Genomic DNA, 13,292 nt, shown 5'->3' on the forward strand with positions numbered 1-13,292 from the left:
TTTAACCTACTTATCGATGGAACCAAATCTACCTGAGCAAATAGAAATTAAAGACAGTAAATTGAAGGAAACACTTCAAGAACATTTACAATTTTTAAAAGGTTTACTGTATATTACAAAAAAAGTATTCATGCTATAATCCTTTTGGTATAGCATGAATTAACTTTTTTGTGTACTCCGTTTTAGGGTTGTTGTAAATTACATCGGCATCATCCAACTCTTCGATTTTACCTTTATTCATCACTAACAGTTGGTCGCTCATATACTTTACTACGGCTAAATCGTGTGAAATAAAAATATAGGTAAAGCCAAAATCTTCTTTTAGTTCATTCAACAGATTTAGTACTTGTGCTTGTACTGATATGTCTAATGCCGAAACCGATTCGTCACATACGATTAATTTGGGTTGTAATGCAATGGTTCTGGCAATACCTATACGTTGGCGTTGTCCTCCCGAAAATTCATGCGGATAACGGTTAAAATAACCTTCTAACAAACCAACCCGATTTAAAATATCCAATACTTTTGCTTTACGCTCTGCATCGGTAGTGCCTATACCATGTACTTTCATAGGCTCCATTATCGCTTCGCCTACTGGAATTCTGGGATTTAAGGATGAAAAAGGGTCTTGAAAGATGATTTGGATTTCCTTTCTCAGGGTTCGAATGTTGGCTCTTGATAGTTTGGTAATGTCTGTTCCCTTATACAAAATAGTACCTGCCGTTGCCTTATCGAGTTGTAAAATGGCATTACCCAAAGTTGATTTTCCACATCCCGATTCACCTACCAAGCCTAAAGTTTCTCCTTTGTAGAGTTTGAAGCTCACTTGATTTACGGCCTTGAATGCCGATGGTTTGGTAAACCACCCCGATTTTGAGATATATTCCTTTTCAACATTAACAACTTCCAATAATGGCGGTTTGCTGTACAACTTTTTGTGAAAGGCTTTACGCTGTTGAGGCGTTATAATATCTTTTGAAAAGGTATTATTTAGATAATCCTGTATGGTAGGTAGTGTTTTAAACCGAGCATCTAATGAAGGCCTTGAGTTTATTAGGGCTTTGGTGTAATTGTGCTGCGGATTTTTAAATATGGATGTTACGTCACCCTGTTCAACAATATCGCCTTTGTACATCACTAACACCCGATTCGCGATTTCGGAAATTAAAGCCAAATCGTGGGTAATGAAAATGATGCTCATTTTAGTATCTTCTTGTAAGGCTTTTAAAAGATTTATAATTTCCTTTTGTACTGTTACATCTAGTGCTGTAGTAGGTTCGTCTGCTATTAAAATATCGGGTTTACATGCAATGGACATGGCTATCATGACCCGTTGTTTTTGTCCGCCAGAAATTTCATGTGGATAAGCATCAAAAATACGGGAAGGCGTTGGCAACTTTACTTTTTCGAATAGTGCAATGGTTTTTTCCTTTGAAGCTGATTTTGATAAGTTGGTATGTTGTAACAATATCTCCTGAACTTGTTTTCCACAGGACATGGACTGATTTAAGGAACTCATGGGTTCCTGAAAGATCATAGCTATCTTTTTACCCCTAATATGTTGAAAATCTTTGTTTGAAAGTTGCGTTAAATCTTTATTGTTATAAATAATAGAACCTGAAGTTATATTTGAAATACGCTTGGGAAGCAAGCCTAAAATAGCCAAGGACGACACTGACTTCCCCGAACCCGATTCACCAACAATACCAAGTATTTCATTACCGTATAATTGATATGAGATATTATGGATGACCTTATTCTCTCCAAAGGTGATGGAAAGGTTTTCTATTTGTAATAAAGGTTTTTTTGTTGCCACGAATTCACGAATTTTTAAAATTCAATTTTATTTAAATGTCATCTTAAGTATCTAGTAAAGCTTTATAAAGGTTTAAGTCGAGAGGTTTGCTTTTGAGGTTATTCGGTAAGGCTTCAACTGTGCTCGACATGCAAGTAGTTACATTTTCTATTTTATAACAACTTGATTATGAATTTATTAGGCTTCCATATTTTATGTTTTTTAAAATTTTCCTCAAATCTTTTTTATCATAGGGTTTAATTAAGTTCTCAGGTATCCATAGTTTTACTAGTTTTTCCAGATGTAGTATTGGATTAATATCTTTACTTTTTAAAGTAATTCCTAAACATAAGACTTTAAGGCCGGTTAATCCTTTTAAAAACTCCAAATCATTAATTTTAATTCTTGGACCATCAATGGATGTTGAGATGACTAAACTTTGAAGATTTATTAGGCTAGATAATTTATTAAAATCACCTACCTTTTGAAAGTTCTCTAATTCTAAAGTTTCTAATTTTATCAATTTAGATATTCCTTCAATAGACTGTAATCTCGGATTGCTTCCAAAATAAAGGTGTTTAAGGTTAGTTAATTGAGAAATACTGTCTAAAGATTCAACCTTCCCCCATTTCACATATAATCCTTCAAGGTTTTGCATACAGCAAATTGATTCAAAGAAAGACTGGTCAATTTGGTGAGTTGTCATAAGATATTTCACGTTATCCAATTTTGGAAGGGTTTCAGACCAAACTCTTCTAAGTTCTTTTCTTTTTGAAGCTGAAAGATTTCTGACATCTTGATTTAAAGTTGATAAAGCAACAATCAATCGGTCTGTTTCGAAAATACCTGTATCTTCAACTGGCAAACTTTGTGGCCAAAAGCCATCATTAAATCTCCAAAAACCAATTTCAATATCTTTAGTGGTCATTATAAATTATTGTAATTGCGTCTTTTTAAACATGTATAACTTCATCATCACTTAAAAGGTCCTCTCCTCGTAACCTTAAAAAGATTTGGGCTACGGCTATGGTATCTTTTTCGCAATAGGTAATAATACGATCTATATTCTTGTCTTCATAATAAACACGGTACACTTCACTACCATCAATGTCATCTTTTGGCGATGGGATACCTAAAACATTGGTTAACAGTTTAAGGGAGGTGTAGGTTTTATAATCCCCAAATTTCCAAAGCTCTAAGGTGTCCAAGTGTGGTACTTCCCAAGGCTTTTTGCCAAATAGATTTAATTTATAAGGCAACTCTATGTTATGAATAATCATACGGCGTGCAATATAGGGAAAGTCGAATTCCTTGCCATTGTGGGCGCACAATAAATGTTTTGCTTGACTGAAATGTGAAATGAGTAGGGTTTTAAAATCTTTTAATATAATGACTTCATCACCATAAAATGAGGTAACACGAAATCGTCTATGTTCACTTTGGAACGTAAAATATCCCACCGAAATACAAACTATTTTCCCAAACTCTGCCCAAATACCGGCACGTTCGTAAAACTCTTCGGCGGTAAAGTCGTCTTTACGTTGGTATTGTGATTTTGCTTCCCAAAGTACCTTTTTTGTATCATCCAACTCTGAAAAGTCTTGGGTTTCGGGAACAGTTTCTATATCTAGAAACAGAATGTTTTCGAGGTTGAGTTTATTGATCATGGGCTAACATATTATAAGCTTCTTCAATATATACATCTACATCTTCGGCAAATTCACCAATAAATGTTTGAGGCGTGCGTTTATGTCCCAGTCTAACGACAATGATGTTGTTGAGCCTATCTACAATAACCATTTGACCTAAATGACCTCGCATAATAAAAAATGATTTGCTGTCTTTTTCATAAAGCCACCAACCATAACCGTACTGTGGACTTTCAGCAAAGCGAGGTGTAATCGCTTTGGAAACAAACGTAGAATCCAAAATTTGCTTACCATTCCATTTGCCATAGTCTTTGTAAAGTTTGCCAAATCTGGCAAAATCCTTGGCATTGCTGGCAATACAACAATAGGCTTTTACCATATCGTTAGCTTTGCTATCTACCTGCCATAAGGTTTCATTTTCACAACCCAACGGTTTCCAGAAACTATCCTCTAAATACTCATATAATTTTTTGCCAGTCGCCTTTTCTATAACCATGCCCAGCATTTGCGTATCACCACTAGCGTATTTAAAGTATTGTCCAGGCTGTTCAACAACTTTTACTTTATCCAATATCATGGTGTTTAAATCGTCATCAAAATATGCTCTTGTGGTAATGGAAAATGGAGAATAATAAGCTTCATCCCAATTAGAACCGGAGGCCATACTCGATAAATCCCCTACCGTTAATGTTGCAGCCAAACCATCACAGTATTCTGGTAAAAAATCACAAACGGGTTGGTTTAAACTTTTAATGTAACCATCCATAATGGCCTTGCCTAAAAGACCAGTTACATAACTCTTGGCCATGGAAAAGGAATTGGATTTGGAGTTTTCATTAAAACCATCATAATACTTTTCAAACCAAATGCTGTCATTTTTTATAATAACAAAAGCAATAGTGCTATAAGTGTTATTGGCATGAGTAAGGATATCTGTTTCTTTAACTTTATTATAGTTTTTGTGATTAGGCCAAGGTTGGGGTGTTCCGTTTTTAATAACTTGATTATCGAAATTTTTGTAGTCTTCCAAAAATGCAGTGGTATGGCCATTTAAATAAATGTTCTTAACGGCTTTTATAAGGTAATCGGTATCGGTTACATAGAGAGCAATTACAAGCAATACTAATAGAACAGCCAACCATTTTAGAGCTTTTTTTATTGGTTTCATATGAGGTTTTATATTGTAATAAATATAGAAAAATTAATTTACCCTATACGTGTACAACATTCTTAAATTAAAACAAGCTTTGCTGTTTATAGGGGCTTTCATGCTCTAGCAGCCACTGTTTTCTATGAAGTCCTCCAGCATACCCTGTTAAACTGCCATCGCTCCCAATTACCCGATGGCAGGGAACGACAATCCAAAGTCGGTTTTTAGCATTGGCATTGGCCACAGCACGAATGGCCTTTATATCACCCAGTTGTTTGGACAGCTCAAAATAAGATGTGGTTTTACCATAGGGAATACACTCCAATTGTTTCCAGACCTGTTTTTGGAAATCGGAGCCTTGTGGATTTAGTTTTAGGTTAAATTCATGTCTTGTACCCTCAAAATATTCGTTAAGTTGCATAACACAATCTTCTAATGTCTCTGGAATAACATCAGTTACTTCTTCTACTGAATTAAGCACTGTTATTTCAGTAATACCATCTTCGCTGCCAATAATTTTGGTAAATCCCAAAGGCGATGTTATAATGCAGCTTTCCATTAGTTTTCTGAAGTATTATCTATATAGATACCCAATTTTTTGGCTCGGGTTTCCCAGCTTTTTCGAGCTAAAAGCTGCAAATCGGACACATTGTCGCTTTCGTCCATAATCTCAAGACCCAATAGAGTTTCAATAACATCTTCCATGGTTACCAAGCCGCTAACACTACCATATTCATCGACTACTAAAGCCATATGGTTTCTGCTTTCCACCAACTTTTCAAAAAGAGTAGGAATAGGCAAATTTCTGTTTACTACAATAATATCCCGTTTGATATCAGATAGTTTTTTGGAGCTATTATCCAGAGCCATTTCCTTGAACACGTCGTCTTTTAAAACAAGTCCGGTAATGTTATCCGAATTGTCCCTGTAAACAGGAATTCTAGAGAATCTCAGGTTTAGATTTTTATTAAAAAATACTTCAACAGTTGAGGTTTCGTCTTCCGTTTTCATTACTGTTCTAGGAGTCATCACATCCTTAGCAAAAACTTGTTTAAAGTTGAGCAGGTTTTTAATAATAAGGCTTTCGTTTTCCTGAAATACCCCTTCTTTATGTGCCATATCGGTCATTGCCATAAAACTTTCCCTGCTCAGTACACTACCATGGTGTCCCTTTCCTCCAATTAGTTTTGTAGTGAGTTGAAGCAACCAAAGTAATCCGGTCCATTTTAAAGGGAAGATTAAAACGGTAAGGGTTTTTGAGGTAAAATTAGCTAGGCCTTTCCAGTAAGTGGCACCAATGGTTTTCGGAATAATTTCGGAAGCCACTAAAATTAAAAAGGTCATAATAGCCGAAACAATGCCTACAGTGTTAATTCCTAAAAATTCAATATTATGTAGGCTTTCGGCTTGAATACCCACCATCATGGCACCCAATGTATGAGCAATGGTGTTTAGGGTAAGAATGGCAATTAAAGGTTTGTCGACATCTTTTTTTAAGGTTTCCAACATTAAAGCATAATCTTTGCCTTCCTGTTTTTTAATGTTTATAAAGGTAGGAGTTACACTAAGTAAAACGGCTTCGAGAATGGAACATAAAAACGAAAAGAAAATGGAAATAGTTGCCCAAAAAATTAATGCGCTCATAGCTTGTTTTAAAGGACTAAAATACTAATTATTTTTAATTGTATTGGCTGTTTAGAACACTTGTTGTAAAGTTGGGTAAACCAGAAGCTGATTAAAAAAGTAGAACAATAAATCACATAAATTAACAAATAAGGTTTTGAAGCTACAAAAGTATTTTGTTTTGATTGTATTAATCAATGTCTAAAACAACTTTAGTTGCCCATGTTTGTAACTGTTATGAAGTGTAGTGTTGAGCTTGGGCATCCCTTTATCATTAAAATATTTCTGCCTAGCCAATTTCACCAGATTGTTTATCTGTTCTGCTATTTGACCTTCACCACGCATTCGTTTACCGTAACGACTGTCATTTAACGAGCCACCGTGGCAACTTTTAATTTGGTTCAGTATTTTTTCAGATCGATCGGGCATGGTCTTTTTTACCCAATCTGTAAAAATCTCGCCAATACCACCATTCAATCGTACTATAGTATGAGCAATAGATGATGCGCCGTGTTCTGAAGCAGCTTTAGCCAAGGGTAAAACCTCATGGCTGTTAATGGAGGGGATTAGTGGTGCTAGCATGACATTTACAGGAATGCCATGGTCGCTTAATGTTTTAACCGTTTCCAAACGTTTATTAATGGTTGCCGTTCTAGGTTCAAGAACACGCCTTGTGTCCTCGGAAAGAGAGGTAATGGATACATTAACCGCTATCAACAGGTCTTCATTAAGGGCTTTTAAAACATCCAAATCCCTTAATATCAATGCGTTTTTTGTAATAATGGCTACAGGGTGTCTGTACTTTAAAAATACTTCCAAACATTGTCTGGTGATTTCAAATTTCTGTTCAGCAGGCTGATAACAATCGGTGTTGCCCGATAAAACAATAGGATGGACTTTCCAGCTTTTCTTTTTAAGTAAAGTTTCTAATAATTTTGGAGCTTCTTTTTTAACTAAAATACGTCGCTCAAAATCCAATCCGGCACTATAACCCCAATATTCATGACTGTTTCTGGCGTAGCAATAAATACAGCCATGTTCGCAGCCTTGGTAAGGATTCATACTGTACATTAAACCCAAATCTGGACTTTTAACCTTGTTCACTATAGTCTTTGGGAAAACTGGCAGATAAAGTGTTTTGTTTTTATCGGTCGGTTCGCTTTCCTTTCTACAAAATTCCAAAAAGTCGCTACGTATTTCATGGTTCAGTTCGAAGAAACGATTAGGGACGTTAAGTTGTGCACCACGTCCTTTTATGGCATTTTTTTGGTTCATTGTAGTAAAATTATGGGTTGAATACTTAATGGCGAACACTTTAAAATTAGATATAATTTGAATGGTAAACTGTTAAAACAAAAACGGGTTATCAACAAATGTGGTTTTGTGTTGCCGTAAAAAATGTCGAACTTAGTCTGCACCAGATATGTAGTGTATTTTACAAATTTTGAAATAGTTTCTGTTATGAATAAACCATCCATTTTTTTAATACTTTTTGCTTTTGTTTTTTTATCCTGTAATAAAACGAAGTCAGAGGAAAGCCCCAAAGAAGTAAAACGGCCAAATATTATTTTGGTGTACATGGACGATATGGGTTATGGCGATTTGGAATGCTATGGAAATCCACTTATAAAGACCCCTAACATCAACAAAATGGCTCAGGAAGGCCTAAAGTTTACCTCGTTTTATGCGCCTAGTTCGGTGTGTACACCCTCCCGTGCAGGGTTGCTTACTGGGAGATATCCTATTAGGAATGCACCCAACAATTTTGGTCCAGAATCTACCACGGGTTTGCCTCTAACCGAGGTCACTATTGCCAATGTTTTAAAAGAAGCGGGATATGTAACGGGAGCGATTGGCAAATGGCACTTGGGACACTTGCCACAATACCTTCCCACTGCTCGCGGGTTCGATTATTTTTATGGTCTGCCCTATAGTAACGACATGATTTTACCTTGGTGCCCTTGGCTAACCGAAGATGACAGGTTGTATATGTATGAAAATGATAAACCGATTAAGGAAATTGGAAAGCAGCAGGATCGTTTGATGCTCGATTATTCCGAAAAGGCAATAAACTTTATTAAAGAACACAAAAACGAACCTTTTTTCCTGTATTTGGCCCATGCCATGCCCCATTTGCCCATTAGTGCACCGGAAGAATTTAAAAGTACTTCGCAAGCAGGCTTGTACGGCGATGTTATTGAAACTATAGATTGGACTATTGGCGAGCTTCTTAAAACCTTAAAGGAAAATAATTTAGAAGAAAATACCCTTGTTGTATTTACTAGCGATAATGGCCCTTGGCATAACTTGCCCGACCGTATGTTGGCCGATGGCGTGGAACGCTGGCATACAGGATCAGCAGGGTTTTTTAGGGGCGCCAAAATGACAACTTATGAAGGTGGCTCCAGAGTACCTGCCATTATGTATTGGCCCAATACCATTAAAGAAAATCAAGTGAATAGAGATATCGTATCGGGGTTGGATTTGTTCCCAACATTTGTAGCCTTGGCGGAAGGCGAAATACCCAATCAATATCCTATAGATGGGGAAAATCTATTGGGGTTGATTAAGGAACAACAGCATTCACCGCGTACGGCATTGATGTATTGCTCGGGCAAGACCATTGAAGCCATTCGTGAGCAGGAATGGAAACTACGAATCACCGAAACCGATAGTGTACAACTCTTTAACTTAAATGAAGACCCAAGTGAACAATACAATCGTGCTGCTTCATTTCCAGATAAAGTGCTAAAGTTAAAATCAAAAATGAAGGTTTTTGCGAAAGAAACGGGATCGGAGGTTATTTTTGGGTTATAACTGTAGATATTTGTTAATGTTGATGAATCGTTCACTCGGAGATGGATTATACATCTCTTAAGAAAGGGTTTCATATTAATGGCCTAATTATCTAACATTGGTTATTTAATTTTTAGATTTTTGATTTTTATAACTGGAACAGGAGTTAAGTATTATTCACCACTAAAATCAGCCTTTCGTTTTTCTAAAAAAGCAGAGGTACCTTCCTTAAAATCTTTAGTACCAAATGCATTTCCAAAGGCATTGATTTCGACATTGTAGCCATCAACACCATCTTTATAATTGGCATTAATGGATTTAATGGCTGCTGCAATAGCAACTGGTGAGTTTCGGGAAATTTTAATAGCGAGTTTTTCGCATAGAGGTAAAAGATCTTCTTGAGATGCAACATGGTTTACCAAGCCATAACTTAGCGCTTGGTTGGCATCAATCATTCCAGCAGTCATTATAAGTTCCATAGCACGACCTTTGCCAATGAGTTGTGGTAAGCGCTGTGTACCACCATAACCTGGGATAACCCCTAAAGACACCTCAGGTAAGCCCATTTTAGCATTATCGCTAGCTACCCTAAAATGACAGGCCATTGCCAATTCAAGTCCACCACCTAATGCAAATCCATTAATTGCTGCAATAACAGGGGTGCTTAAATTTTCAACAAAATCGAATAAAAGTTGTTGCCCATTAGCAGCTAATAGCTTACCTTCTTCAGCATTAAAATGGGCAAATTCACTAATATCAGCACCAGCAACAAAAGCCTTGTCGCCACCGCCAGTAACAATTATGACCTTGATATTTTTATCCTTATTGGCTGTATCAAACGCATCATGTAGTTCTTGTATCGTATCCTTGTTTAAAGCGTTTAATTTATTGGGACGGTTAACGGTGATAATAGAGGTGCTGTTATGGTTTTTGGAAATAATATTTTGGTAGTTCATGATGTTAAGCTTTTGGGAATACTACTTTAAACATAGTGCCTTTGTCTTTCTGAGATTCAAAAGAAATGGAACCGTTATAGGTTTCAACAATGTTTTTAACCATTGCCAAGCCAAGCCCCATACCGCTTGATTTTGTAGTAAACTTAGGTTCAAATACCTTGTCCTTGTTTTCTTCTGGAACACCAGAACCATTATCGGTAACAGTTATAATCACATTGTTGTCCAGTTCGCTTACGTGGACTATAATTTGTGGAGTGTCAATTTTTGAAATGGCTTGTATTGCATTTTTAACCAAATTAGTAACCACTCGGATGAGCTGAGTTCTGTCGAACTTAGCAATAATTTCTTCGGCATCCCTAGTAAATATAATATATTCTTCGTTAAATATATCTAATGCTAATTTAACAATATTAACCACGTTTAAGGTTTCGTTTTGCTGTGCGGGCATTTTGGCAAAAGTAGAGAATGCCGATGCAATGGAGCTCATTGTATCGATTTGTTGGATTAAGGTTTTGCTGTATTCATCTACTTTAGAGATGATAGTTGAGTCTTTTGGATCAAATTTTCGTTGAAAGTTTTGAACGGTCAAGCGCATGGGAGTTAACGGATTTTTAATCTCGTGTGCCACCTGTTTGGCCATTTCTCGCCAGGCCTGTTCACGCTCACTGGTCGCCAACTTAACAGCGCTCTCCTCCAACTCGTCAATCATACTATTATAGGAGTTTACCAAAGTGGATATTTCTTCGCTGGTATCGTCTATAACAATCTTTTCATTCCTTTTTTCCAGTCGGGTAGCATTTATTTTGTCACTAATGGCCTTTAAGGATTTTGTAATGTATCTAGACAACCAAAAGGAAATTACTATGGCCATAATTAATACAAACAAATAGACAAAGCTTAAACGTGTTAGAAATTCGTTAAGTTCTCTTGCTAAAAAGTCGTCTCGCTCTAAATAAGGAAGATTTAAAATAGCTAAGGGTTTAAATTTTCTATCGGTGATATAGGTGTAGGACGACAGATAAGCTTCTCCATTTTCTTCATGTTTATCTACAAACCTATGGTCAGCAGTATTGGAAACAGCATTTAAAATTTCGGCTCTTAAGCAATGGTGCAATGTGTCCTGTGCTAATATGGCCTTTGAGGATTTCAAAAGTGTGCCTTCTAAATCGTAAAGATTAATCTGTAAGGAGTGGATGTCGGCTATTTTATTAAGTTCATCTTTAAAGATAAGAGGTATTTTTTCTGTTAAAACTGGATATGAAGTTTCCTTGATAACATTTCCTAAATGCCTTTGTATGGCTCTTTCCTTACGCTGTAAACGTTGTTTGTGGTAGTCTTTGGTCTCTTCGTTATATTGATAAATAGCCACAAGCGCTATAATTATTGATGCCACAAGCACTAATAAAATCATAGCAATAAAAATGCGGGTACGTAAAGACAGGCTTTTAAGTTTCATTGGCATAAATATAACAATAATCACACCAACTCTTTTCCAAGAAATTCTAAAAAGATAAAACCAAAAACCAACAATTTATTTGTTTAGGATATGGAATTTAAAATTCCCCCTAGGCTTCAGGGTTTCGTTCCCTGATATTTTTATAAACTTTAAAACCTAACATAATAAGAACGCCTAAAACCATAAGGCCAATAATGCCCCAAATCCAATTTATTGTACTTTTTAAAATCGCCAAAAACACTACGGCAAATAAGATAAAGGTGGCACCTTCATTCCAAATACGCATAAAGCTAGATGATTTATTTATTACATCTTGCTGTAGTTGCTTAAAATACTGATGCGTTTTTAAGTGATAAATAAAGAGCATTACCACAAAGACTAGCTTAACTTTCATCCAACCACTGTATAATAGTGGATGATTTAAAATGAGCAATATAACTGCAAAAAAAGTAGCCAAAATAGCTGAAGGCCAAGTGATAATATACCATAAACGTTTGGCCATGAGTTTCAATTGTTTTCCAAGGATTTCCTTTTCTGGTAAAGGTTTGTAATAGGCTTCAATTTGATACACAAACAATCTTGGAATATAAAATAAACCTGCAAACCAAGTAATAACAAAAATGAGATGAAAGGCTTTGATGTATTGGTAATATTCTAAAAATTCATCCATAAATCATATAGTTTAAACATTGATATTGGACCATTTGTTTATCCAATTAGCCAATAAATCAACAAACTCTTGGTCGTCATTTAGACAAGGGATTGTGGTATATGTATTGCCTCCCATTTCATGAAAAATCTCCTGACCTTCCATAGCAATTTCTTCTAGAGTTTCTAAACAATCACTAACAAAAGCAGGAGTAACAATGGCCATGTTTTTAACACCTTGTTTTGCCAAGCGCTCAATGGTGCGATCTGTATAAGGTTGCAACCACGGATCGAAGCCTAATCGCGATTGAAATGAGGTTGAGTAAGAACCTTCTTTTAAATCAAGCTTTTTTGCGACCAATCTGGTAACTTCCAAACATTGGTGTCTATAACAAAACTCATGGGCATTACTTGGAGTAACACAGCATTTGCCATCAATTCTGCAATGTGATTTGGTGATATCACTTTTTCGAATATGGCGTTCTGGAACACCATGGTAAGAAAAGAGTAAATGCTCGTATGGTTTATTTTCTAAATGTGTCTTAATGGAGTTTGAGAGTACTTTAATGTAATCGGGATTGTTGTAAAATGCAGGAACAGTTTCTATTTTTAACTGCGGGAAATGAGTTTGCCTTATTTTTTCAGCTAAAACTAGGATGGTTTCGGTAGTCGCCATTGCAAATTGCGGATAAAGAGGAAACAACAACACTTCATCTACCCCTTTATCGACCAACTCCCGGAACCCTTTTTCAATGGTCATACTGCCATAACGCATCGCCAAAGCTACTGGTACATCAACTTCTTTTTGTACTTTCTTTTTAAGTCTTTCAGAGATGACTATAAGCGGACTCCCTTCTTCCCACCATATTTTTTTATAGGCTGCAGCAGAGGCTTTAGGTCTTGTTTTTAAAATAATGCCCCTTACCAGTAAAGCTCTGGCAGTGTAGGGGATATCTATAACCCGTTCGTCCATTAAAAATTCGCCCAAATATTTTTTTACATCCTTTGGTTCAGGGCTATCGGGTGAACCTAGGTTTACGAGTAAAATTCCTTTCTTCATAGTGTAAAAATACAATAGTAATTATAATAACAATACTTTGCTATTATAGTATTTTATTATTAAGAATTAAATCAAATTGATATCTCATATTTTAAAAACACTACAACTATTCCGCTTCATATTTTTTTGCGATGATACAACTTTGGTCGCTCTTCATTG

The 13,292-nt window shown here is 36.0% G+C and carries 12 protein-coding genes; 1 reads left to right on the forward strand and 11 read right to left on the reverse strand.

From position 1 onward, the window contains the following. Positions 1-133: 133 nt before the first annotated feature. From MR053_RS03515 to MR053_RS03545, 7 genes are all read right to left on the reverse strand, one after another. Positions 134-1,816, reverse strand: a complete 1,683-nt coding sequence (locus tag MR053_RS03515) for an ABC transporter ATP-binding protein (protein WP_242131076.1) — start codon at positions 1,814-1,816, stop codon at positions 134-136. A 166-nt stretch (positions 1,817-1,982) separates the two neighbouring features. Next, positions 1,983-2,723: a leucine-rich repeat domain-containing protein gene (locus MR053_RS03520; protein WP_242131077.1), complete on the reverse strand. Its 741-nt coding sequence runs from the start codon at positions 2,721-2,723 to the stop codon at positions 1,983-1,985. 25 nt (positions 2,724-2,748) lie between these two features. Continuing rightward, entirely contained in the window at positions 2,749-3,462 is a 714-nt protein-coding gene (locus MR053_RS03525; protein ID WP_242131078.1) for a 3'-5' exonuclease, read from the reverse strand. Beyond that, entirely contained in the window at positions 3,452-4,612 is a 1,161-nt protein-coding gene (locus MR053_RS03530; protein ID WP_242131079.1) for a serine hydrolase domain-containing protein, read from the reverse strand. The genes MR053_RS03525 and MR053_RS03530 overlap by 11 nt, the downstream gene beginning before the upstream one ends. 67 nt (positions 4,613-4,679) lie before the next feature. Beyond that, positions 4,680-5,153: a methylated-DNA--[protein]-cysteine S-methyltransferase gene (locus MR053_RS03535; protein WP_242131080.1), complete on the reverse strand. Its 474-nt coding sequence runs from the start codon at positions 5,151-5,153 to the stop codon at positions 4,680-4,682. Beyond that, positions 5,153-6,238, reverse strand: a complete 1,086-nt coding sequence (locus tag MR053_RS03540; RefSeq protein ID WP_242131081.1) for a CNNM domain-containing protein — start codon at positions 6,236-6,238, stop codon at positions 5,153-5,155. The genes MR053_RS03535 and MR053_RS03540 overlap by 1 nt, the downstream gene beginning before the upstream one ends. 180 nt (positions 6,239-6,418) lie before the next feature. Further along, the gene (locus MR053_RS03545) at positions 6,419-7,492 is read right to left on the reverse strand and encodes a PA0069 family radical SAM protein (RefSeq protein WP_242131082.1); all 1,074 of its coding nucleotides are present in this window, start codon (positions 7,490-7,492) and stop codon (positions 6,419-6,421) included. Positions 7,493-7,678: 186 nt separating this feature from the next. Here MR053_RS03545 and MR053_RS03550 point away from each other — a divergent pair, with 186 nt between their 5' ends. Continuing rightward, positions 7,679-9,034, forward strand: coding sequence for a sulfatase family protein (locus MR053_RS03550; protein ID WP_242131083.1), 1,356 nt, complete (start codon positions 7,679-7,681; stop codon positions 9,032-9,034). Between the two features lie 152 nt (positions 9,035-9,186). Here MR053_RS03550 and MR053_RS03555 read toward each other — a convergent pair whose 3' ends face one another. The 4 genes from MR053_RS03555 to hemH form a co-directional block, all read right to left on the reverse strand. Beyond that, on the reverse strand, positions 9,187-9,969 hold the full coding sequence (locus tag MR053_RS03555; RefSeq protein WP_242131084.1) for an enoyl-CoA hydratase/isomerase family protein: 783 nt from the start codon (positions 9,967-9,969) through the stop codon (positions 9,187-9,189). A gap of 4 nt (positions 9,970-9,973) precedes the next feature. Then, positions 9,974-11,425: a sensor histidine kinase gene (locus MR053_RS03560; RefSeq protein ID WP_242131085.1), complete on the reverse strand. Its 1,452-nt coding sequence runs from the start codon at positions 11,423-11,425 to the stop codon at positions 9,974-9,976. 109 nt (positions 11,426-11,534) lie between these two features. Further along, positions 11,535-12,095: a CopD family protein gene (locus MR053_RS03565; protein ID WP_242131086.1), complete on the reverse strand. Its 561-nt coding sequence runs from the start codon at positions 12,093-12,095 to the stop codon at positions 11,535-11,537. Between the two features lie 12 nt (positions 12,096-12,107). After that, on the reverse strand, positions 12,108-13,133 hold the full coding sequence (hemH, locus tag MR053_RS03570) for a ferrochelatase (RefSeq protein ID WP_242131087.1): 1,026 nt from the start codon (positions 13,131-13,133) through the stop codon (positions 12,108-12,110). Between the last annotated feature and the right edge of the window lie 159 nt (positions 13,134-13,292).

Source organism: Aestuariivivens marinum (genome assembly GCF_022662175.1).
GTDB classification, from domain to species: Bacteria; Bacteroidota; Bacteroidia; order Flavobacteriales; family Flavobacteriaceae; genus Aestuariivivens; species Aestuariivivens marinum.